This is a genomic window from Microbacterium invictum (assembly GCF_034421375.1).
GTDB lineage: Bacteria > Actinomycetota > Actinomycetes > Actinomycetales > Microbacteriaceae > Microbacterium > Microbacterium invictum_A.
The window spans coordinates 3,115,399-3,138,395 of the sequence record NZ_CP139779.1; the positions used below are offsets into that span (position 1 = coordinate 3,115,399).

A 22,997-nucleotide genomic window follows, 5' to 3' on the forward strand; every position below is an offset into this window, starting at 1 on the left:
CTTCTCGAACGTCGACTTACTTGATGATCTTGGTCACCGTGCCGGCGCCGACGGTGCGGCCACCCTCACGGATCGCGAAGCCGAGGCCCTCCTCCATGGCGATCGGCTGGATGAGCTCGACCGTCATGTCGGTGGTGTCGCCGGGCATGACCATCTCGGTGCCCTCGGGCAGCGAGATGACGCCGGTGACGTCGGTGGTGCGGAAGTAGAACTGCGGACGGTAGTTCGTGAAGAACGGGTTGTGACGGCCGCCCTCCTCCTTGGACAGGATGTACGCCGTGCCCTCGAAGTTGGTGTGCGGGGTGACCGACCCGGGCTTCACGACGACCTGGCCGCGCTCGACGTCGTCGCGCTTGAGACCACGAAGGAGCAGACCACAGTTCTCGCCGGCCCACGCCTCGTCGAGCTGCTTGTGGAACATCTCGATACCGGTGACCGTGGTCTTCTGCGTCGGGCGGATGCCGACGATCTCGACCTCGGAGTTGATGGCGAGGGTGCCACGCTCGGCGCGGCCGGTGACGACGGTGCCACGACCGGTGATGGTGAAGACGTCCTCGATGGGCATGAGGAACGGCTTGTCCTTGTCACGCACCGGGTCCGGGATGGACTCGTCGGCGGCGTCCATGAGCTCGATGATCGACTCGACCCACTTGTCGTCGCCCTCGAGAGCCTTCAGGCCCGAGACGCGGATGACGGGGGCGTCGTCGCCGGGGAAGCCCTGGCTGGACAGCAGCTCGCGGACCTCGAGCTCGACGAGCTCCAGGATCTCCTCGTCGTCGACCATGTCGGCCTTGTTCAGGGCGACCATCAGGTACGGCACGCCGACCTGCTTGGCGAGCAGGACGTGCTCGCGGGTCTGCGCCATCGGGCCGTCGGTGGCGGCGACCACGAGGATCGCGCCGTCCATCTGAGCGGCACCGGTGATCATGTTCTTGATGTAGTCAGCGTGACCCGGGGCGTCGACGTGAGCGTAGTGACGCTTCGGGGTCTCGTACTCGACGTGCGAGATGTTGATCGTGATACCGCGCTGACGCTCCTCGGGAGCCGAGTCGATCGACGCGAAGTCGCGCTGCACGTTGGTGGCCGACGGGTACTTGTCGGCGAGCACCTTCGAGATCGCGGCGGTGAGCGTGGTCTTGCCGTGGTCGACGTGACCGATCGTTCCGATGTTCACGTGCGGCTTGGTCCGCTCGAACTTGGCCTTAGCCACTGGGTCCTCCTCAGGACGGTCGTGTAGAAGTTCCGGGCACTGGTTTGCGACCGGTCGTCTACGGGGATGGCTCTCAGTGTAGTAGAGAGGGTTTCTGGTGGTTGGTGTGCGAGAAGCCCCGGGGGGTCACTCGCCCTTGGTCTTCTGGACGATCTCGTCCATGACGTTGCGCGGCACCTCGGCGTAGCTGTCGAACTCCATGGAGTACACAGCACGGCCCGAGGTCTTCGAGCGCAGGTCGCCGATGTAGCCGAACATCTCCGAGAGCGGCACGTTGGCACGCACCACCTTGACGCCGGCGGCATCCTCCATCGACTGGATCTGCCCGCGACGGGAGTTCAGGTCGCCGATGACGTCGCCCATGTACTCCTCGGGAGTACGCACCTCGACGGCCATGATCGGCTCGAGGATGACGGGGTTCGCCTTGCGGATGGCCTCCTTGAAGCCCATGGACCCTGCGATCTTGAACGCCATCTCCGACGAGTCGACGTCGTGCGCCGCACCGTCGAGGAGGATCGCCTTCACGCCGACCATCGGGTAGCCCGCGAGCACGCCGACGTTCATCGCGTCCTGGAAGCCCGCGTCGACCGAGGGGATGTACTCGCGCGGGATGCGGCCACCGGTGACCTTGTTCTCGAACTCGTACGTCTTCTCGGCCGTGACCTCGAGCGGCTCGATCGCGAACTGGATTTTCGCGAACTGACCCGAACCACCGGTCTGCTTCTTGTGGGTGTAGTCGTGACGCTCGACGGTCTTGCGGATCGTCTCGCGGTACGCCACCTGGGGCTTTCCGACGTTGGCCTCGACCTTGAACTCGCGCTTCATGCGGTCCACGAGGATGTCGAGGTGCAGCTCGCCCATTCCGCGGATGACGGTCTGGCCGGTCTCGGCGTTCTGCTCGACGCGGAACGTCGGGTCCTCTTCAGCGAGCTTCTGGATCGCGAGACCCAGCTTCTCCTGGTCGGCCTTGGTCTTGGGCTCGATGGCGACCTCGATGACCGGCTCGGGGAAGGTCATCGACTCCAGGACCACCTGGTTGGCGCTGTCGGAGAGGGTGTCACCGGTCGTGGTGTCCTTCAGGCCGATCACGGCGTAGATGTGCCCCGCGGTGACCGAGTCGACCGGCATCTCCTTGTTGGCGTGCATCTGGAAGATCTTCCCGATGCGCTCCTTCTTGCCCTTGGTCGCGTTGACGACCTGGGCGCCGGAGTCGAGGTGACCCGAGTACACGCGGATGTAGGTGAGGCGACCGAAGAACGGGTGCGTGACGATCTTGAACGCCAGCGCCGTGAACGGCTCATCGCGGTCGGGGTGACGCTCGATGAGGATCTCTTCGTCCTTGGGGTCGTGCGCCTCGATGGCAGGGACGTCCAGGGGCGAGGGGAGGTAGTCCACGACCGCGTCGAGCATGGGCTGCACACCACGGTTCTTGAACGCCGAGCCGCACAGCACGGGGTAGATCTCGCTGGCGATGGTCATCTTGCGGATGGCGCCCTTGATCTCCTCGTGGGTGAGCTCCTCGCCGCCGAAGTACTTCTCCAGGAGCACCTCGTCGCTCTCGGCGACGGTCTCCATGAGCTTCTCGCGGTACTCGTTGGCCTTGTCCACGAGGTCGGCCGGGATCTCCTGGATCTCGTACTTCGCACCCATGGTCACGTCACCCTTGGCGTCGCCGGGCCACACCAGCGCGCGCATGTAGACGAGGTCCACGACGCCGACGAAGTCGTTCTCGGCGCCGATGGGGATCTGCAGCACGAGGGGCTTCGCCTTCAGGCGGTTCACGATCGTGTCGACGGTGAAGTAGAAGTCCGCGCCCAGCTTGTCCATCTTGTTGACGAAGCAGATGCGGGGGACGTCGTACTTGTCGGCCTGGCGCCACACCGTCTCGGACTGGGGCTCGACGCCCTCCTTGCCGTCGAAGACGGCGACCGCACCGTCGAGGACGCGGAGAGAACGCTCCACCTCGACCGTGAAGTCGACGTGCCCGGGGGTGTCGATGATGTTGATCTGGTTCTTCTCCCAGAAGCACGTCACCGCGGCAGAGGTGATCGTGATGCCACGCTCCTGCTCCTGCTCCATCCAGTCGGTGGTCGCAGCGCCGTCGTGGGTCTCGCCGATCTTGTGGTTGACGCCCGTGTAGAAGAGGATGCGCTCGGTCGTCGTCGTCTTTCCGGCATCGATGTGCGCCATGATGCCGATGTTGCGGACCTTCTTGAGGTCGGTGAGCACTTCTTGTGCCACGGGGTGTCTTCCTAACTTGTGGTTGCGGTGGAGCGTTTCGTCTCGCTTCGCTCGCTCAACGACCGTGCGGTCCGGTCGTTGAGCGAGCGGCGAAGCCGCGAGTCGAAACGCGGCGACGCGGAGTGCTGGTTACCAGCGGTAGTGCGCGAAGGCGCGGTTCGACTCGGCCATCTTGTGGGTGTCCTCGCGGCGCTTCACCGCGGCACCCAGGCCGTTCGAGGCATCCAGGATCTCGTTCTGGAGGCGCTCGGTCATGGTCTTCTCACGACGGCCCTTGGCGTAGCTGACGAGCCAGCGCAGCGCCAGCGTGTTGGCGCGGTGCGGCTTGACCTCGACCGGCACCTGGTAGGTCGAACCACCGACGCGGCGGCTCTTGACCTCGAGGGTCGGGCGGACGTTGTCGAGCGCCTTCTTCAGGGTCGCGACGGCGTCCTGGCCGTTCTTGGCCTCGACGCCGCGCAGGGCGTTGTAGACGATCGACTCGGCGATGGACTTCTTGCCGTCGACGAGGATCTTGTTGACGAGCTGGGTGACGATCGGCGCGCCGTAGACCGGGTCGTTGACGACGACGCGGCGAGGAGCGGGTCCCTTACGAGGCATCTAACTCAACCCTTCTTCGCGCCGTAGCGGCTACGGGCCTGCTTGCGGTTCTTCACGGCCTGGGTGTCCAGGGCGCCGCGGACGATCTTGTAGCGGACACCGGGGAGGTCCTTCACACGACCGCCGCGCACGAGCACCAGCGAGTGCTCCTGCAGGTTGTGACCCTCGCCGGGGATGTAGGCGGTGACCTCGGTCCCGTTGCGCAGCTTCACACGGGCGACCTTGCGCATCGCCGAGTTCGGCTTCTTGGGGGTGGTGGTGTACACGCGGGTGCACACGCCCGCCTGCTGCGGGTTCGCCTTCAGGGCGGGCGCCTTGGTCTTCGAGACCTTGGGCGAGCGACCCTTGCGAACCAACTGCTGAATGGTTGGCACGTTCTCTCCTTGTCAGTGCTGCACGGTGACAGCGTCGTGGTTTCACCACAGATCCACCGGCGCAGCAGAATGACCTGACACGATTTCGAGGGTGGATATGCCGTGGGGGTGGCCTGTTCGCAGGACCAATCCCGTGCGGCGCCGGAACGGCCGCTCGCCGGTCCGACCATCGTCGGGCACAGCGGACGGCGCGCGTGAGCGCACACCCGCTCAATGATACGCCCCTTTCGGGGACCGGGCAATTCAGGCGGGGAGCGTCAGGAGCGCGACGACCGCGACGACCGCCGCCGCCATGGTCAGCGCGGCCGCCAGGATCGTCACGACGGCGCGGCGCCGGGTGCGCCGGCGACGCTCGGCCGCCACGCGGGCAGCGTCCACGACGGGCTGCTGCGGCTGGGACGCGGGGGCCGTGCGCGGCACGCGGGCCGCCGTATCGGGCCGGGGCGAGTAGACATCGGCCTCGGGGCCGGGGCGGCGGGCCGACCGCGACGCCGTGTCGCCGCCCTGGGCGCCACCGGCGTCGGGAGCGGGGCGGATGACGCCCGTCGACCGCGCATCGGCGGTGCGCACCGTCCATTCGTCCACACCGTCGCTGCGGCTGCGCGCCCGCTCCGAGATCACCGTCTCTTCGGCGGGAACCTGCCGGCGGGAGGGCGCGGTCGTCTCGATCGGCGTCTGCCGGCGGGAGGGCGCGGTCTGCTCGAGGGCATCGCGCTCGCCCGACTCCCGCCCACCGGGCTCGCCCGGCTCGAGCGCATCGGGCGCCTGGCGCTTCGAGGGCGCCGTGCGCTCGTCGGGGAGGTCGGTCATCGTCAGCTGTTGCTGCGCACCAGTCGGATCTCGGCGTCGCCGAGGAAGAAGCGGTCTCCCGCCTCGACCTCGACCCCCGAGGGCGCCTCGACCTCGGTGCCCATGAGCGTGGCGAAGACGACGCCGTTGGTCGACCCGAGGTCGGTGATGTACCAGGTGTCCTTCCGCAGCTCCAGCCGTGCGTGCCTGCTCGAGACGGTCGAGTCGTCGATGCGGATGAGCTGCGCGCGCGGGTGCTCGGGGTCGGGCGTGGGCCGGCGGCCGAGGATCGCGACATCGGAGGTGATCGCGATGGACTCCCCCGCGGGCGTGACGACGGCCCAGTTGGTGCGGCGGCGTCGCGCGACGATGGTCTGGTCGATTCCGTCGTCGAGGTCCGGGACGCCGGGGCGGGCGTACTGGGCCGACACGGCGCCCCCCGCGGCCCGCGGCGCACCGGCCACGGGTGCGCCGGCGATGGCCGACACCGGACCGGAGGTCTCGGGGAAGGGCTCGGATTCCGGCATCGGCGAGTGCGCCGGCCGCCACGGCTCGTCGCCGGGCGCCGCAGGCGCCGGGGCGGACGCGGGCGGTGCAGGATCGGCGGCCGGCACCCGCGTGAGGGGCGCCTGGAAGAGCGGTGCGGATGCGGCGGAGACCGCGCCGTCAGGGGCGTCGGCGCCGTCGGCGGGGGTGCTGCGGCGCCGGATGCCCGGGACGTCCCCCTCATCGGCCGCGTCACCGACGGCGGGGGTGACGACCGCACCGGGGACCGCGGCGATCGGGGCAGGTGCTCCGGTGACGGCACCGGTGACCTCGCCGGTGACGTCCTGATCGAGGACGAACCCGTTCCACACCGACTCCGAGCGGCGGATCTCGGCGCGCGACGACGCGGTCGACGGCCCCGACGCGTCGTCGGCATCCTGCGCGCCGGGGTTCCGCGCGTCGGCGCCCGTCGCGTCCGTGCCCGTCGCGTCCGTGCCGATCACGCCGCGGTCCATCGCGGTGGCGGGGCCCTGAGCGGGAGCGTGGAGAACCGCCTCGGCGGCGACCTCGGGTCCGGAGGCACCCTCGGGGCGCGATGCGGGCGAGTCGTCGCCGGGGCCCGGCGAGCCGCCGGCGGCATCCGTCCCCGGCTCGGGGTCCCACGACCGCACCGGGCGGAAGGGCTCCAGCGACGGCCACACCGGACCGGACCGCACCGGGGTCTCGGGCTCGGCCGGAGAGGAGACCGGCGGCCAGGAGGGGAGGGCGAACGGATCGGATGCCGCCGGCGCGGGTTCCGCGGCCGGCGCGGGCTCCGCGGCGCGTTCGACCCCTGCCGCAGGTGCGGCCTCGGGTTCGACCACCGGCGGGGTGAAGCGGGGCACGTCGGGCTCGGCGAACAGGCCCTCGACGGCGTCATCGGCGTCGGGGCCGCGGCCTGTCCCGGCCGCCCCCGCACGGCGTGCCCGCGTCGCGATCGGCGCGGTGTCGGGGGCGCCGGGCGCCGTCTGCACGGCAGGCGCCGACCGGCGCGCGTCGTCGGTCGACGAGTCCTCGTCCAGGCCCGGAGCGTCGGTGTCCGCGTCGGCGTCGGCGCGGTACCCCTCATCCGCGCCTCGAATGGTGTCCTCCCAGGACGCCTCGCTCCGTGTCGCCGGAGCGGGGCCTGCGTAGTCCGGGGCCGGGAGAAGGGGCGTGTAGACGGCGCCGCGCGCGGTCGGGACCCCGTACGCGCGCTCGGCGAAGTCGTCCTCGACCGAGCCCCCGAGATCGGGGTTGACGCTGCGGCGAGGGCCGGCGTCCTCGGTTCCGATCCACCGGGCAGACCCGAAGCCGATCACCGAGGCCCAGACCGGGAGCAGAACGGCGGCGAGCACCGTCATCCCGGCGCCGTAGCCGAACTCGCGACCGACGCGGTGGCAGGCGACGATCAGCGCCACCCACACCAGCAGAGCGCCCAGGACGGGCAGGAGCAGCAGCAGGACGAGCCAGCCCGAGAAGCCGCCGAGCTGCAGCAGCACGGCGAGGTTCAGGACCGGCACCCAGGCCTTCCAGCTCTGCTCGCCGGACTTGCGGAAGACCGCGCCGAGGGCGAGGGCGGTCCACGCGTAGACGACGATCACGACGAGGGCGCTGGAGACCCCCACCGTCACGACCAGCGATGCATCGGTTGCGCTCATGTCGTTGCGCGCGCAGGGAGGATCCCTCGGCGCTTCCCCCTCTCGACGGGGCGCGGGCTGTCGCCCCCGGGCGACAGGTGTCGGATGAACGATCTCAACGATACGGTCGCGGCAAGGCCTCGCCAGAAGCCACGCTCGCGGCGCAGGCGCCGCCGTTCGCCGTCCACCCCGCGCCAGAACTCCGCCGCCTCGGCGTCGGAGAGGTCGGCGCGGGAGAAGACGGCGCGGTCCGCGGCGAGCGCAAGGTCGCGACCGACCGGTGCGTGGAGGGCGGCGGCGACCTCGGTGCGCGTGAGCGCGGCGGGGACGGCGTGCCCGGCATCCACCGCCGCGTCGACGTACTCGTCCCAGCCCGAGGCCACTCGGGTGGCCGCGTCACCCCGGCGGCGCCGGCCGCGGCGACGGAGCGACTTGGCGAGAACGATCGCGAGGAACGGCCCCAGGACGAGCAGCAGGATGAGGAGCACGAGGCCGGTGATCCGCAGGATCGGCCACAGCCACGCGAGGTCGAGGCCGTCCCGTGCCTCGTCGGTGTCGTCCCGCGCCGAGTCCTCCTGCGTGGGATCCGGCGGCACGACCTCCTCGACGGGATCGGGGAGCACCTCGGTGACGTTCTCGGGGTCACGCTGCTCGGTGACCTCGAGGCTCGGCGACTGGGCGTACTGCGGCGTGACGTCGATCGGCACCCAGCGGCCGTCTTCGCCCTGCACCTCTGTCCAGGCCGAGATGTCCTGAGCGCGGCACGCACCGCCATCGCACACCGACACCCCGGTGTCGGGGGACGCCAGCCGGGCGCCGACGACGACCCGCGACGGGAAGCCGAGCTCCCGGGCGATGAGGGCGACGGCGACGGCGAACTGCTCGTCGTCGCCGATCGCGGCGACGTAGTTGCCCGTCTCGGCGGCGCGCGGGTCGCTCTCGCGCTCGAGGAGGGTGTCGAACATGTCGTCGATGCGGGCGAGGGAGTGCCCGGCCGCGCTCGGCTGGAACCGGTAGTCGGGCAGATCGCTCATCCACAGCGGGGGCTGCGCGCCCATCTCGAGCGCGTGGCTGAGGTAGCCGCGCTCGCGCAACAGCGACACGAGGCCTTCGAGCGCCTGACCGCCCTCTCCCACGGCGTGCCGCTCGACCCACCGCGACAGGTTCTCGGGCGCGGCGGGGGCGCCGTCCTCCGGAGCGCCCGGCGCGCTCAGGCTCGACAGCGCGGGCGGGGCGGGCTCGACGCCGTCGACGACGTACCGATCGCCCGGGACGAAGCCGCCGTCGGCGGTCTGCACGGCCGCGGCGAGGTCGGCGTTGTAGTAGAACCGGTCGGTGAGGGCATCGGCCCGGTCACCGTCGAAGCGCACCGTGGCGACCCGGCCGAGCGTCGGCATCCAGATCCCCTCCCACTCGCCGATCTCGATCTCGGCGCGCGCCGGGGTGCCCGCTCCGGGATCGAGCGCCGAGGGCAGGCGGACGAACCGCGATGCGGCGTCGGCGCCGCTTCGGAAGACCTCGCCGTCATAGGTGTCGAGGGTCGCCAGCCGCACCCGGTCCGGCGTCCGCTCGCCGCCCGCGGCGACGGTGAAGAGCACGTCGCCGGCGCGGTCGTCGGCGAACAGGGCGCGGTACTCGGCGAGGGGGCTCACCTCGCGCGAGAGGTCGAGGTCGGGGCCAGCCGCCGAGCGCAGCACGTCGCGCGACCCGCCCGGGGCGAGGAGGGGCACCACTCCGGCACCGATCACGAGGGCGAGGACGACCATGCCGGCGCCGAGGAGAGTGCGCCGCCGCTCGCTCCGCGACGGGCGGCGGGTGATGCGCACGCCGCTGGAGAGGGCGGCGCGCTGGAGCGCCCGGATGCGTTCGTCGTGCGTGCGCCAGGCCAGCCACAGGATGCCGGCGAGCACCGCCAGGGCGCCGACCGCCGTCTCGACGGGGGCGGTCAGGGTCACCGGGCCGAAGACGAGCGGCGCGCTGACGACGGGCTGCCCGAACAGCAGGCCGAAACCGGTCATCGCCAGGCCGACGGGCACCGCGGCGTAGGCCAGGCGGTCCGCGCGCCAGGACAGCCGGAGCGCCGCGGCGGTGCCGACCAGGAAGACGACGAGCGCGGGCATCAGGAGGTTGCGGTACGACCCCACCGGCAGCTCGACGGTGACGAGGTCCTTCCAGCCGACGACGACACCGGCACCGAGTTCGGCCAGCCCGCGGACGAACTCCGCCGGCCCGGCCAGGCGAGCGGGCACGGCGAGGGGGACGCCCACGACAACGAACGCTCCCGCGAGGAGGGCGGCCACGAGCCATCCGCTCCACCGCCGCAGCTGCGCGAGGACGGCGATCCCGGCGGCGAGCGAGGCGGCGACCGCGACGAGGAGGATGAAAGAGGTCGAGCGGTAGACCGGCCAGGCCGCGACCGCCGCGATGAGCACCATGAGGAGGGTGAACACGCCCCCCGCGATGAGCCGCGGCAGGTCGGTCGACCGGTCCTCCCGCGTGTCGGCCGCGCGCTCGTGGGCCGCGATCACCGCGCTCACGAGGCCGCTCCCCGCACGAGGAGTCCGGAGAGGTCGTCGAGGGTGCCGACGGTGAGGACGCTGAGACCCGTGAGCACCCGCATCCGCGGGTGCGCGCGCTCGTCGCAGATGACCGCGGCGACGGCGGTGTCGGCGGGGAAGGTGAGGGCGGCCTGCTGCAGGCGCGGGAGCGTGACCGTCGACCCGACGACGAGGAAGGCCACCGAGAGACGCTCATTGGCCTCGGCGGTCAGCCGGCAGACGTCGACGATCGGCATGGTGCTCTCGAGTCGCTCCACTCCGCTGAAGCCGTCGAGCATGGCGCGCGGCGAGATGGTGGGCAGGTGACGGATGGCGCGAAGGCGCCCCCGCACGACGCGCGGGATCTCCGATCCCACGACGATGTCGAGGTCGCGCGCGTCTCGGACGGCCCGGAGGCCCAGCGACGCGGCGGTGCTGACGGCCAGCTCGAATTCGTCGTCGTCGAGGAACTCGTTCTCGGCGACGCCGAGCACCACCGCCATCCGCGAGCGCCGGGTCTCTTCGTACTGGCGCACCATGAGCCGGCCGGTCTTCGCGGTGGACTTCCAGTGGATGTGCCGGCGCGAGTCTCCCGCGGTGTACTCGCGGATGGCGTGGAACGACATGTCGGCGTCGACGAGGCGTCGGGTCGGGCTCCCCTCGAGGTCGCGCACCAAGCCCGCGCTCGTGGAGGGCAGCGCGACCGTGCGGGGGTGGACGAAGACCTCGTGGACGTCGTCGAAGCTGTGCTCGCGCCGGAGGAGCCCCAGCGGATCGGAGCGCACCGTCGTCGCGGGGCCCACCGGCACGATCCCGCGGCGGAGTGAGGGGATGTCCAGCGGCTGCGAGACGGTGTGACCGGGGCGCAGGAGCGGGACGCCGAACTCTACGAGGCCGCGACCGACCGGGATGTCGAGGCGCCCGGGGAGGGCGATCCGCCGGCTGTCGTTGCGGACGGTGATCTCACCGGTGATCCCCTGGCCCGCCACCACCCGCTCGTGGGTGAGGGCGAGGTCGACGTCGTAGGCCCGGGCGCCGAAGAGGAACGGGATGCTGAGGAGGAGGAGGACCAGCGAGATGCCGCCGGCGACCACCCACTCCGTCCAGCCGAGCACGAGGCCGATCACGAGGCCCGCCGTGGCGGCGAGTGCGACGAGCGCCCCGGCGGGACGGATCGTGCGCGAGGCCCACGAGGCGCCGACCCGCGACGCGGCGCGAACGGCTCGCGCGGCGGCGGTGACCGCGACCGCGGCGCGGACGAGCCGGCCCGAGCGCCCTCCCGGGGCGAGCTGCGTGGTGCTCTGCAGCCCCGTTCCCTGCACGGTGCTGTGCAGGGTGTGCCCGCCCGCGCCCGTCCGCCCCCCGGTGCGGGAGGTGCGGGTCACGCGGGACTCGGTGGCGCTCATGGCTCTCGGATCAGGTCGATTCTCAGACGGTCGCTTCGCGACGGGTCGGGGGCGCGACGTCCAGAAGCACCTGGCCGACGACAGCCTCGGGGGTCACCCCGTCGAACTCGGCCTCGGGCTGCAGAATGAGGCGATGCGAGAGCACGGCGACAGCGAGGGCCTTGACGTCGTCGGGGGTGGCGTAGGTGCGTCCCTGCGAGGCGGCGCGGGTGCGAGTCGCGCGGGTGAGGGCGAGGGCGCCGCGGATGCTGACGCCCAGGCGCACCTCGTCGGCCGAGCGCGTGCCGTCGACGAGGCGGGCGATGTAGTCGAGGACCAGGGCGTCGACGTAGACGTTCGCGGCGAGGTCGGCCATGCCGACGAGGGCCTGCGGGGTGATGACCGCCGGCAGGTCGGAGGTGGCGACCGCGGCGCCGTCGAGGATGCGGACGGTCGCGGCGTGGTCGGGGTAGCCGAGCGAGGTCCGCATGAGGAACCGGTCGAGCTGCGCCTCGGGAAGGCGATAGGTGCCCGCCTGTTCGACGGGATTCTGGGTGGCGAGGACCAGGAAGGGCACGCCCACCTGGCGGCTCACCCCGTCGACGGTCACCCGCCCCTCCTCCATGACCTCCAGGAGCGCGGCCTGGGTCTTGGGGCTCGCACGGTTGATCTCGTCGGCGAGGACGATGTTGGCGAAGACCGGGCCGGCGTGGAACTCGAACGTGCCGCTTTTCTGGTCGTAGACCGAGATGCCGGTGATGTCGCCCGGCAGCAGGTCAGGGGTGAACTGGATGCGGGTGTTGGTGCCCTGCACCGACTGCGCCATCGCACGGGCGAGCGACGTCTTGCCGGTGCCGGGCACGTCCTCGAGGAGCACGTGACCGTCGCTGAGCATCGCCGTCAGCACGAGCTCGACGACGCGGCGCTTGCCGAGCACCGCCCGCTCGACGTTGTCGGCGAGCTGGCTGAAGGTCTGCGCGAACCAGGTCGCCTGCTCCTGCGTGATGGTCATCGTGTCGTTCCTCGGTGTCGGTGGAGCGTGAGATCAGGGTTGGGCGGGCGGGGCAGCGGGCGGGGCAGCACCGTCGCCGGGCTGGCAGTCGGCCCGGAACTGCTCGGTGACGTTCTGCAGCCCCCAGCCGCGCGCCGACCAGTCCACGGTCACGGTGATGCCCTCGACGCGGTCGGCGCCTGCCGGAACCGACCAGGTGTCGGCACTGTGCGGCAGGACGTTCCCGGCGGCGTCGAAATACCGCAGGTTCGCCGGGCTGAAGCTGATGGCCGCGCCGTTGCCCCCCGGCCCCGTCGAGGAGTCGCCGACGAGGGTCAGAGTGCTGCCGCCGACACAGGAGGTGGCCCGCCAGGTCGCGGTCATCTGCCACGGGGCGCTCCCCTCGCGCGGGGTGACCGTGGCCTCGGCCGAGCGCGTGCCCCAGAACTGATGCTCGTACCAGACCCGGACGCGAGGGTCCTGCCCGAAGACCGTCGAGGGAAGGCCCGAGAAGCGCACCTGGTTGCGGTTGGGGATCTCCTCGTTCGAGGTCGGCTGGTCCCGGATGACCCAGTCCGCGCGGTTCTGCCCGATGGTGGGCCGGCCGTCCACGACGAAGGTGTACCCGGTCGGCGCCGCGGCCGACTGCGCGGCGCGCACCGTCGCGGTCGCCGTGGCGGTGCCGTAGACCTCGCCCTGATAGACCGATTCGACGCACATCTCGAACTCGTACTCTTCGCCGTCCTCCAGGCCCGGGAACGTGGCCACGGCGCCGTCGTCGCTCGTCACGCATCGGTCGCCCTCGGGGACGATGCCGTATCGCAGCGTCGAGCCCGCTCCGTTCGTGCCGGCGCTCGCACGCGCGGTGACCGTCGAGGTGCCCTCCCCGTCGGAAACGGACTCGAGGTCGAGCGCGGGGCTGAGGGGCGCACCCACCCCGTTGGCGTTGACGGTGACCGAGGCTCCGGCGTTCACGCCCCCACCCCCGAGTCCCGGTGGCCGGTCGAATCGGGAGTAGGGCGTGACCGTGACGGGCGTCGGGGCGTTGGAGCCGACCCGGTAGGAGCGGACGTCGACGGTCGTGTCGCGGCTGCCGACGTTCACCACCGACCGGTCGCCGGTGGAACTGGTGATCTCCAGCGACCCGGTGCGCGAGGGGTCGATCCCGTCGATCCGAAGGGCGATGTACCCGCCCTCACCGCGGGTCTCGAGCGGTACCCACTGCACACCCGTGGGCGCCGGCGGGGCGTCGTAGGCCCATGCCTCGGTGCGCACGACCCCGCGCGACTCGCCGACGGCATTGACGGCGACGGCCTCATAGACGCGGCGCTCGCCGTTGGGCGCCGAGATGGGCGGGCACGACCCGGCGGGACCGCACTCGGCGACCACCTGGCCGGCGTACCGGATGCGGAAGCCGCTCAGCCCGGGGTAGGCCAGTCGCGCGTCGCCCGGGTCGACCCGGAGCGTGACCGTCTCGTTGCCGAACGCCGTCTGAACGAGCGCGGCCGGCGGACGCGGGAATCCCTGGAGGTCCAGCAGCAGGCGGCCGTCGCGTTCACCTGCGGTACGACGGCCCTGCGCGTCGACGACCGAGAACGTCGCGGAGCACGTGGCCCCCGGAGCATCCGGCGCCCACGACGCCACGACCGTGCGGGGCGATGACACCTGGAAGCTCACGCCCGCGCAGGCGCCCGTCGGGCGGACGTCGACGACCGCGAGAGGGGTTCGCGGCAGCGGGTTGATCTCCCCCGCGGCGCCGATCACGGTGATGGTGCACGACGACCCCCCGGCCTGCGAGCACTGCTGCGTCACCGATCCGCCCTGCGGGAGGGTGGAGGGCGCCTGACCGACCCGGAGGATGAGCCGGGACGGCGCCGTGTTCGGGTGGCTCGGCGCCGACACGGCGACGACCTCCTCGCGACCGGGGACGGCGGTGTCCGCACCTGTCACGGTGACGATCGAGCCCTCGAGCGACACCTCGAAGGCCCCTCCCGGGTACGACAGCGCGTAGGCGATGCCGTCCCAGTCCTCGCGCAGCTGCCAGGTGGTCATGTTCCGCAGGTCGAAGGTGGCGGTCTCGCCCGGTCCGACGGTGAGGGCGCCGGGACGCAGCTCCGGCTGAGGGTCCGTCGCCTCGACGAGGATCGGCACCGAGAGGTAGGTGAAGTCCTCGGTGCCGGCCACCCGCACCGGCACCTGGCAGGCGTCGGTCCATGGGGCGCCCGCCCCGGCGTCGTAGCGGATCTGCCCGTCCCCCGCCGCCGTGCAGACCGCCTCGGCGCGGGCTCCCGATGCGCGCACGTCGTCGCCGACCTCGAGCGCGGCCGTCCGCGGGATCGCGACGAGGTCGTCCATGTCGAAGGTCGCCGATTCGAGCTCGGGCACCTCGACGGGCTGTGCGGATGATCGCAGCGCCAGCGACAGGTCGTCGTCGCCGGGGACGCGGAGGAAGCCGTAGCTGGTCACCTCTCCCGAGGCCCCTTCGCCGGTCACCGAGAAGGGGATGACGCGGGTGGTGGCCGGGAGCGGACCGGAGATCTCCGACCCGCGGACCGTGACGTCGCCCGGCTCGCCCCAGAGATCGAGCTCGAGGTCGTCGATGTCGCCGCCGGACCACGAGACGTTGCCCGAGAGCACGTCGACGCCGTCGACGAAGTCCTCACGGGTCTCGGCGGTGAGGACCGTGTCCTCGACCACGGGGAAGTCCGGCACGCTCTCGCGCACGACCGTGACGACGATGAGTCCGCGCCCGGTGTTGCCCGAGCTCGATGTCACGTCGTAGAGGAACGACATCGTGCCGGGCTCGGTGCCTGCCGCGATCACCACCTGGCTGTCGCCGACCGAGCGGATCCTCTCGGCCAGCCGGACGAACTCGGGGTTCTCCGACCCGTCCTCGAGCGTCTCGGGCACGTCGGGGCGCACCTCGTCGACGGTCAGCTCGCCCATCGTCGGATCGCTGTCGTTGGAGAGGGGGTTGACGCGGATGGTGCTGTCGGAGCCCGCCTGCACCTGGACGGAGTCGGTGAAGGTCACCGGGCTGGGGTTGGCGTCGCTGTCGAGGACGCCGACGCGCGCCGTGCCCTCCCCGGCCTGGCCGAACTCGTCCACGACGCGGTAGGGGAAGGTGACCTGACCGCTGAAGCCGGCGACGCTGGTGTAGACGATCGCGTCCCCGTCGGCGGAGATGGTCGCCACGCCCGACTCGGGCTGGGCGACGACGCGGTCGAGCGACACGGTGTCGCCGTCGGGGTCGACGCCATAGCCGTCGAACTCGATCCTCGTCGACTGCCCGCTGAGCACCCGGCCCTCGACGGTGTCGGGGGCGGGAGCACGGTTCTCGTCGTCGGGCAGCACCTGTACCGTGACCCGCGCCTGATCCGTCAGCGACGGCGCCCCGGTGGTGTACACGTCGTAGTCGATCGCGTACTCGCCGGGCTCGTCGGGAGCGAGGTAGCGCAGCACGTCCCCCGACCCGAAGGCCAGAGCGGCGGCGGAGGACGAGAGCACCGTGGCCGGATTCAGCGTCGGGCGTCCGCCGGCGGGCGCGACGTCGTTCTCGAGCACGGGGATGTCGATCTGGGTTCCGGCGCGGACGACGACGGTGTCGTCGACCGCGATGGGGGCGAGCTCGGGGGCGGGGGGCAGCAGGTACACCGTGGCCTGCCCCTCGACCGACGATCCCTGGTTCTCGGTGCCGTCGGTGACGGTGTAGGTGATCGTCCCGAGCCGCCCCGGAGCGCCGTCGGCGGTCGAGCCCGACACCCGCAGGTAGTTCTGCGACAGCGTGTCGAAGGACAGCGACGCCCCCGCGTCGGGCTGGGCCTGCACATCGCTGAGGAGCAGCACGCGCCGGGTCGGGTTCGACACCGCAGCGAGGATGTCGAGCGTCGCGTCCTGCTGCGGACGGACGAACGCCACCACGGGCGCGGTGGAAAGGTCCGTCGGCGCGTCGGCGGCGAGCGCGGTCACACGGACCGTGCCGTTCTCCTGGGTGGTGCCGTCGGTGACGGTCACGTCGACGCGGTAGGTGCCCGGTTCTTCGGCGCGGAAGTCGAACGACGTCGAGCCGCCGACGATCGTGGCGCTCGCCCGGGCGTCGTCGAGGACGCGGACCGCGTCCAGGCGCACGGTGCCGGCCGTGCCGGTGACGTGCGGTCCGACGTCGATGGTGGTGGTGGCCCCGACGGTGTCGACGACGGCGAAGGACTGCACCGACAGGGTCGGCTGCGGCGACACCCGGATGACCAGCGGTTTCGTCGTCACGGCTCCCCGCGTGTCGGCGACCGACACGACGATCTCGATCAGCTGCTCAGCGCCGCTGCCGTCATCGGCGTGCTGATAGACGATGTCGCCCGCGGGGGTCGCGGCGACCTTGCCGACACCCGAGGTGTTCTCGGCCGAGAGGAGCAGCATGGGGTCGCCGTCGGGGTCGACCCAGCCCGTCATCACCGGCACGGTGACCGTCCCACCGCGGGCGACCTCGGGGGTCGGCCACTCGGCGAGGCAGCGCTCGACGCCGCACCACACGGGCGCGGTGTTCTGCTCGTCGCCGGCCACCTGCAGCGTCACGGTCGTCGCGGTCGAGGCGAGGCCCCCCGGTGCGGTGCCGTCGGTCACGGCGTACGCGAAGCTCGCAGCCCCGCTGGCGCCCGGCTCGACGCGGACGGCGAGCCGCTGGCCGTCGTCGGTGATCGAGACCGTGCCGAATCCTGGGTCGAGTCCGGTCACCGACGCGGGATCCACGCTCAGGACGTCCTCGTTCGGGTCGTGATCGTTGAGCAGCACCGGCAGGCTCACCAGAGCCCCGGGCCGCACCCCGAACGCGTCCGGCTCGGCGATCGGCGCCTTCGGATCGATGACGACGCTCAGCTGCTCCTCGCTCGGCTGCGCATCCGAGACGACCTCGTCGTCGAGGCTCCATCGCTGGCTGGAGGGCACCAGGCGCCCGTCGGGCACCGTCCAGACCCAGCCGGTGCGCGTCTCGTTCAGGATGACGGTGTCGCCGTTGGAGGTGAAGACCGGACGCCGCTGGTCGGAGAGCTCCTGCCCGGCGTAGTCGAGGGGGCTGAGGGTGCCCTGTTCGGAGGTCCACAGCTGACCGCCCAGATCGCCCTCCGCCAGCCACGCGGCGTGGACCACCCCGTCCTGGACGAGCGGTTGCGCCGGGGTGCCGAGCAGTGTCGTGTCGCCGACCACCGGCTCGGGATCACCGCCGTCGACGGGGATGCGCGCGAGCCCGGTGTCGGAGGCGAGGTACACCGCCGTCCCGTCTGGGTCGGGCGAGCTGGCGACCACGGCTCCGGTGACGGGCGCCGTCTGCGCGGCATCCGTCCCCGCGACGAGATACGACCCGTCCTCGCGATCGACCAGCACCCACGTGTCGCCTGCGCCGGTGATGGCGGGATCGGCGAGGTCGTCGATCGAGACTTCGTCGCGCGAGCGCACGGCGGATGCTCCGATGTCGTAGGTGAGCACCGATCCGTCGCCCTCGGAGTAGCTGAGGAGGATGCCGCGGGCGTCGAGGGCGACGGCGTCGGCGGCGTAGGACGGGGCGTCCTCGTCGTCGGAGGGGAACGGCTCGAGCCGTGAGGGGGAGCGCCCTTCGGCGAGGGTGCCGGTGTAGAGCACGCCCGACTCGGTGCGGTAGACGACGAACTCACCCGCGGTGACGACCTCGACGGTGCCGTCGGGGGTGCTCGGCGACTCCCGGAGCGCCTCGTCGTCGAGGTCGACGGGGAGTGCCTCGTCGACGCGGGTCACGCGGCTGTTGCTGCCGGTGAAGAGGAAGGTGCCGGCGCTGGACTGCGCGACCTGACTGGGATCGGAGACGGTGCGCACCGTGTCGAGCTCGAGGATGGAGGTGTTGACGCGCGCGTAGCGCGTGCCCTCGCCCGTCTGCAGCGCCCAGACGGACGTGTCCACCGGCGGCGTCTCCTGCGCGTCGAGCCCCGGCCAGACGATGCTCGCCACGACGACCGTCGCCACGGCGACGCCGCCCGCGACCAGGGCCAGGAGCGGACCGCGGCGGGCGATGCCCTGCCCGCGGGAGCGCACCGCGTGCGCGGGCCTCGCCCGGCGCGCCGCCATCACAGCACCCCCGCCGCGCGGAGAGCCGCGAGGACCACGGCGATGAGCGCGGCGGCGCCCGCTCCGCCGAGGATCCACGGCAGCGCACGGTGGGGAGCGGGAGCGGGGGCGGGTGAGGAGAGCGAGGTGTCCTCGTCGCGCAGCAGCGCGGCGACCCCCGTCGCCGCGGCCCGCTTGCGGGTCACCTCGCGCTCGAGGCGACTGCGCGCGGGACCCCGGAGTGCATCGTCGGAGAGATCGATGCCGCCGCTCGCCGCCCAGTCGGACGCCGGCACCTCCAGCGGCGTCGGCGACAGGCCGAGGCCCGCCTGGACCTCGCGGAGCGCGTCGGCGAGCTCCCGCGAGGTGGCGTAGCGCTCGCGCGGATCCCGGCTCATCGCTCGGGCCAGCACGTCCTGCAGTGCTGCGGGCACGTCGGCGCGGTTGATGGGGGTGTAGCTGGCCTTGGCGATCCGCCGCCGCAGGAGCTCTTTGGTGTTCTGCCCCTTCTCGCGCCGCTCGAACGGACTGTGCCCGGCCAACAGCGAATAGACGGTGGCGCCCAGGCTCCACACCTCGCTCGCGATGGTGCCGGCGGTCTCCTCGGCCACGACCTCGGGCGCGCTCCACGGGATCGACATCGCCAGCACCTCGCCGGCGCTCACACGCGCGAGGGAGGACGAGATGCCGAAGTCGGCCAGCACCGGGGCGCCGAAGGTGGTCACGAGGATGTTGCTGGGCTTGACGTCTCGGTGCACGAGCCCGGCGCGATGCGCCGACTCGAGGGCGCTGGCCATCTTCACACCGATGGTGAGGACCTCGTCCACCGGCATCCGCTCGATCCGGTAGCGCTGCGCGAGGGAGCCGGGGCAGTACTCCATCACGATGTACGGCCGCCCATCGGCGGAGATCCCGGCCTGGTAGACCGTGACGATCGACGGATGCGCGGACAGGTGCGCCAGGACGTCGGCCTCGGCGTTGAACATGCGCCGCAGCTCCGGATCGCCCACATCGCTCGGAAGGACCTTCACCGCGACATCGCGCCGCGGCATGTCCTGCCCGTAGAGGAAGACGTCGGCGAACCCGCCCGAGCCGAGAGGCCGGATGTACGACAGACCCGGCAGGATCGGAGGCGCGGAGGGCAGGCGAGTCGTCACCGCATCCCCTCCCCGGAATCCCACCCGCCCGACCGGCGGGATCACAGCGCTACGACGCTGGAAACCCGGCCATGCTAACAAAGCCCGCCTGCACCCTCGCCCAGGGCTGCGGAGAGCCCGGCGAACAGCGCCTGGATCGTTACCGACGACGGGGGTCAGGGCAGGGGATGCGGGTCGTTCGGGTCGAACGGCGCATCCAGCGACCGGGTGAGCTCGTCGAGCATCGCCTCGATCTGGGGCTCGACGTATTCGGTGATCCCGGCCTGGATCCGCAGGCGATGGTGCAGCAGGATGGTGCAGACCTCGCGCCCGACCATGTTGGCGTAGTCGTCGGCGAGGCCGACCTCCTGGCGGAGCGCGGCCTTCGCCTCCTCACTGAGCGGGGGGAGCTCGGGCACGTCCGAGTCGGCCTGGGCCGCCAGGCCCGACAGGGTGAAGAGGAACGGCGCTCCCGGTGTCGGCTCGGGGTCGAGCGGGAGCCCGTCGAACTCGGGTTCGAGCCCCTCCGCGGGCCGGTAGCTGCGGGCGCGATTGCGCGCGGCCTGCTGGTCGAGCTCGGCCTGGAGCATCGGGAGGTTCAGAGCGGTGTACTCCGCCACGGCATGGTCGACGATCGTCTTGATGCGCGTGGACAGGCCGTGCTGCACGCCGTGGGGCACGTCGGCGCCGAGGCCCGCCGCCGAGAGCACAGGGGAACCGAAGCAGCGACGGCAAGGAGCCACCCGTCCCCGGTGGGTCGCCGGCTCCCAGCGGGGCAGCCACCGCAGCCAGGCGTCCACCGCCTGGCTGACCTGGGTCTCGAGCGACCGCTCCACCCCTACACGGTATCCCTGCGGGTCGGCGGCGTCATGCGTCATCCTGCTCCTCCCCCTCCCACGGCCAGTGGGGACCGGAGCCGCGCGTGCGCACCATCGCGACGGCGCTGATCCCGGCGATCGCCCCGGCCGCGGCGAGGACGAGCCCGAACCAGGATGCCGCGACGCCGCCGGCGACGGTCGAGGCGATGCGCAGCTCTTCGCCCGAGGCGACGACGGCGATCCAGACCACGACGACGTAACCGAGGTACGCGCCGAGCGCCGTCCACAGGGCGACGGAATAGCGCGGGGACGCAGCAGGGGCGGGCGTCGGCGTGGCGGGCACGATGGACGTGGGGATGCCGGCGGTGGGGATGCCGGCGGCGGGGCGGCCCGACGCGGGGATGGACGAGGGATCGGGCGGGAGAAGCGGTCGCGGCATGACGCTGAGCAGCACGCCGGCGACCGCGAGCGTCGAGGCCAGCACGGCGAAGACGCCGGGAAGGGGCCCGAGCCCCTGCACCTCGATGACGCTGCGGTCGAGGATGAGGCTGGTCATCCCGAGCCCGAAGATCATCAGGGCGACGTACCCAACGGTGGCGAAGACGACGGCGATGAGCGGGGGCACCGGCACGCGGGGGCGGTCGTCGACGGGCTCGATCACGTCATCCCGTCGTCACTCGCGGTGTGCGTCGTCGGCGTCGTCGCCTCAGCGCGCCCGGCTCACTGCCGGACGAGCTGCGGGCCCGCTTCGAGCGTGCGCTCGTACTCGCGCTGCGCCTCGTCGTTGAGCTCGGTCATCCGCTTGCCGCGCGAGGCCACCCATGCTCCGAACCAGATGGTCAGCTCGCGGCCGAGGATGAACGCCACGATCGCGAGCGGGGCGAGCACCTGTTCGGCGGTGATCTCCGCCCCTTCGCGGGCGGTGAGCGTCCAGAACGGCGCCTGGAAGAGCTGACCGAGGATGTGACCGGCCCACGCGGCGACGCCGACGAGGAGTCCGAAGATCACCCACGCGCCCCAGCGGCCGCGATTGATGATCGCGCCGAGCAGCCAGAACGCAACGAAGAAGACGATGACGGGGATCCACAGCGACCAGCTCGCGAGCGCGGTGAGCAGCGTCGAGACGAGGGAGTCCACGGCGACCTCGCCGGCGAGGGCACCCAGACCGATCCAGGCGGCGAGATACAGCACGCCGAACAACAGCGCGGCGAGGAGGCCGATCGCTCCGGCCGCCGCGCGGTTGCCTCGGGGCCGGGGCGCCTCGGGCGCCTGCACGAAGATCGGCTGCGGTGCCGCGGTCTGCTGCGGAACGGGGGCGGCCACGACCGTGGGTGCGTCGTAGCCGCGGTCCGAGGCGGGTTCACTGGGCGTCACCGAGGGGCGCGAGGATGCCGCGGCGGCGCCGGCTCCGGCGGCGGCACCGGCGGCTGCGACGCCGCCGGTGGGCGCTGCGGAGCGGTCGGCGGAGCTGTCGGCCGACGCCTCGTAGGCGGCGAAGCGATCGCGCTCCGCGTCATCCCGGTAGTCGGCGCTGTCGCCGTAGCCGGTGGTGTCGCGGGAGGCGGGGGCATCCCAGCGCGCGGTGGCGGGCTCGCTCGTCGGGGCGTACGGGCGGTCGTCCGCGGGCGTGGCGGCTGCGGCGGCGCGGGCGTCACCGTCGTCGACGGGGCGGTCGGCGGGCTCGGCGGCGCGAGCGGCGTCCTCGCGGACAGCGGCCGCGCGGGCGGCTTCGGCGTCGGCGAGACCCTCGTTCGCGCGCGTGACGACGTCATCGCCCGTCGGGCGGGGCTCCTCGACGGGGTCGCCGTACGACGACTTCGAATCACTCATCGTTCGCACTCCTCACGCAGGACTGGCGCCCCGCACAGCGAAACTAGCGGCACGGACGCCCGGAATCGCGCAGGCGTGCCGCGCGGCGCGAGACGGATTCGCCGATCGGGTGCGTCACGGGCGCCCCCGCGCCATTCCCGGATCGGAATATGAGCGCGGTCGCCGACCACCCGCGCGTCGCCGGTCGCGGATGGCCCGTCTTCCTAGAGTGATGCCATGACGCACCGTGCGGTCGTCGCGGCAGCGGCAGCATCCGGCCTCCTCATCGCCCTGGCCCTCGCCGGCTGCGCACCCGAAGACGGCGAGGAGACGGCGACGAGCCCCTCGGCCGGGGCCTCTCAGACGCCGTCCCCGGGGGCATCCTCGCCCGGGGCATCCGGCTCGCCCTCGCCGTCCGGGATTCCCACGCCCTCGACGGCGGTCGGCGCGGCGGCGGTCCCGGAGACCTGCGAAGCGCCGCTGTCGGACGCAGTGATGGCGCAGCTCGAAGGCATCCCTCTGAACGATCCCGCCAACGGCGGCGACCTCGGAGCGCAGCCCGACGGGTCGCTGGTGTGCCTGTGGCGCGATCCGCAGGCCGACACCACCTTCCTCGAGACGACGTATCAGCCGATGAACCGTGGGCCCGCGCTCGATCTGCTGAACCAGCTCGCCGCGGAGGAGGGGTTCACGTGCTACACCCCCGACGGCGGCACCCGCTGCGAGAAGACCTGGGAGAGCGAGCAGTACCCCGTCACGAACGGGCGGACGCTCTTCTGGCGTGACGACCTGCTGATCGACACGTCGTACTCCAACCTCGCGCCGAGCGGCTACACCTCGTCGATCGTCTCGGCGATCTGGCCGACGGGCTGAGCGACCGGCCGGCACGCGCCGCTC

15 protein-coding genes are annotated in these 22,997 nt (G+C 72.0%); 1 reads left to right on the forward strand and 14 read right to left on the reverse strand.

What is annotated here, in order from left to right:
• Window positions 1–16 precede the first annotated feature (16 nt).
• From tuf to T9R20_RS15110, 14 genes are all read right to left on the reverse strand, one after another.
• Complete coding sequence (gene tuf, locus T9R20_RS15045) at window positions 17–1,210, reverse strand: elongation factor Tu (RefSeq protein WP_322410122.1); 1,194 nt, start codon at window positions 1,208–1,210, stop codon at window positions 17–19.
• Window positions 1,211–1,336: 126 nt separating this feature from the next.
• Window positions 1,337–3,451: an elongation factor G gene (gene fusA / locus T9R20_RS15050; protein ID WP_322410123.1), complete on the reverse strand. Its 2,115-nt coding sequence runs from the start codon at window positions 3,449–3,451 to the stop codon at window positions 1,337–1,339.
• Window positions 3,452–3,580: 129 nt separating this feature from the next.
• Window positions 3,581–4,051, reverse strand: coding sequence for a 30S ribosomal protein S7 (gene rpsG / locus T9R20_RS15055; protein WP_124291717.1), 471 nt, complete (start codon window positions 4,049–4,051; stop codon window positions 3,581–3,583).
• Window positions 4,052–4,056: 5 nt separating this feature from the next.
• A complete protein-coding gene (gene rpsL / locus T9R20_RS15060) occupies window positions 4,057–4,425 on the reverse strand; it encodes a 30S ribosomal protein S12 (RefSeq protein ID WP_018171438.1) in 369 nt (122 codons plus the stop codon).
• Between the two features lie 243 nt (window positions 4,426–4,668).
• Window positions 4,669–5,235, reverse strand: a complete 567-nt coding sequence (locus T9R20_RS15065) for a hypothetical protein (RefSeq protein WP_322410124.1) — start codon at window positions 5,233–5,235, stop codon at window positions 4,669–4,671.
• 2 nt (window positions 5,236–5,237) lie between these two features.
• Window positions 5,238–7,379, reverse strand: coding sequence for a DUF5684 domain-containing protein (locus tag T9R20_RS15070; protein WP_322410125.1), 2,142 nt, complete (start codon window positions 7,377–7,379; stop codon window positions 5,238–5,240).
• Window positions 7,376–9,895 (reverse strand): DUF3488 and transglutaminase-like domain-containing protein, encoded by a 2,520-nt coding sequence (locus tag T9R20_RS15075; protein WP_322410126.1) that lies wholly within the window; start codon window positions 9,893–9,895, stop codon window positions 7,376–7,378. Before T9R20_RS15075 ends, T9R20_RS15070 begins: the two co-directional genes overlap by 4 nt.
• A complete protein-coding gene (locus T9R20_RS15080) occupies window positions 9,892–11,301 on the reverse strand; it encodes a DUF58 domain-containing protein (protein ID WP_322410127.1) in 1,410 nt (469 codons plus the stop codon). Before T9R20_RS15080 ends, T9R20_RS15075 begins: the two co-directional genes overlap by 4 nt.
• Window positions 11,302–11,323: 22 nt before the next feature.
• Window positions 11,324–12,292 (reverse strand): MoxR family ATPase, encoded by a 969-nt coding sequence (locus T9R20_RS15085; protein ID WP_322410128.1) that lies wholly within the window; start codon window positions 12,290–12,292, stop codon window positions 11,324–11,326.
• 33 nt (window positions 12,293–12,325) lie between these two features.
• Window positions 12,326–18,358, reverse strand: a complete 6,033-nt coding sequence (locus T9R20_RS15090; protein ID WP_322410129.1) for an Ig-like domain-containing protein — start codon at window positions 18,356–18,358, stop codon at window positions 12,326–12,328.
• A complete protein-coding gene (locus T9R20_RS15095; RefSeq protein WP_322410130.1) occupies window positions 18,358–19,494 on the reverse strand; it encodes a serine/threonine-protein kinase in 1,137 nt (378 codons plus the stop codon). Before T9R20_RS15095 ends, T9R20_RS15090 begins: the two co-directional genes overlap by 1 nt.
• A 155-nt stretch (window positions 19,495–19,649) precedes the next feature.
• Window positions 19,650–20,309, reverse strand: coding sequence for a spermidine/putrescine ABC transporter substrate-binding protein (locus T9R20_RS15100; RefSeq protein WP_322412199.1), 660 nt, complete (start codon window positions 20,307–20,309; stop codon window positions 19,650–19,652).
• Between the two features lie 31 nt (window positions 20,310–20,340).
• Window positions 20,341–20,952, reverse strand: coding sequence for a hypothetical protein (locus T9R20_RS15105; protein WP_322410131.1), 612 nt, complete (start codon window positions 20,950–20,952; stop codon window positions 20,341–20,343).
• 59 nt (window positions 20,953–21,011) lie between these two features.
• Window positions 21,012–22,121: an ABC transporter gene (locus T9R20_RS15110; protein WP_322410132.1), complete on the reverse strand. Its 1,110-nt coding sequence runs from the start codon at window positions 22,119–22,121 to the stop codon at window positions 21,012–21,014.
• A 216-nt stretch (window positions 22,122–22,337) separates the two neighbouring features.
• Here T9R20_RS15110 and T9R20_RS15115 point away from each other — a divergent pair, with 216 nt between their 5' ends.
• Window positions 22,338–22,973 (forward strand): hypothetical protein, encoded by a 636-nt coding sequence (locus T9R20_RS15115; protein WP_322410133.1) that lies wholly within the window; start codon window positions 22,338–22,340, stop codon window positions 22,971–22,973.
• The last annotated feature ends 24 nt before the right edge of the window (window positions 22,974–22,997 follow it).

What these genes read in the sequence shown, in the direction of transcription:
- T9R20_RS15090 (WP_322410129.1), bottom strand. Translation starts at nt 18,358, where the DNA reads ATGGCGGCGCGCCGGGCGAGGCCCGCGCACGCGGTGCGCTCCCGCGGG.
- T9R20_RS15085 (WP_322410128.1), bottom strand. Translation starts at nt 12,292, where the DNA reads ATGACCATCACGCAGGAGCAGGCGACCTGGTTCGCGCAGACCTTCAGC.
- T9R20_RS15110 (WP_322410132.1), bottom strand. Translation starts at nt 22,121, where the DNA reads ATGAGTGATTCGAAGTCGTCGTACGGCGACCCCGTCGAGGAGCCCCGC.
- rpsG (WP_124291717.1), bottom strand. Translation starts at nt 4,051, where the DNA reads ATGCCTCGTAAGGGACCCGCTCCTCGCCGCGTCGTCGTCAACGACCCG.
- T9R20_RS15065 (WP_322410124.1), bottom strand. Translation starts at nt 5,235, where the DNA reads ATGACCGACCTCCCCGACGAGCGCACGGCGCCCTCGAAGCGCCAGGCG.
- T9R20_RS15115 (WP_322410133.1), top strand. Translation starts at nt 22,338, where the DNA reads ATGACGCACCGTGCGGTCGTCGCGGCAGCGGCAGCATCCGGCCTCCTC.
- T9R20_RS15080 (WP_322410127.1), bottom strand. Translation starts at nt 11,301, where the DNA reads ATGAGCGCCACCGAGTCCCGCGTGACCCGCACCTCCCGCACCGGGGGG.
- T9R20_RS15070 (WP_322410125.1), bottom strand. Translation starts at nt 7,379, where the DNA reads ATGAGCGCAACCGATGCATCGCTGGTCGTGACGGTGGGGGTCTCCAGC.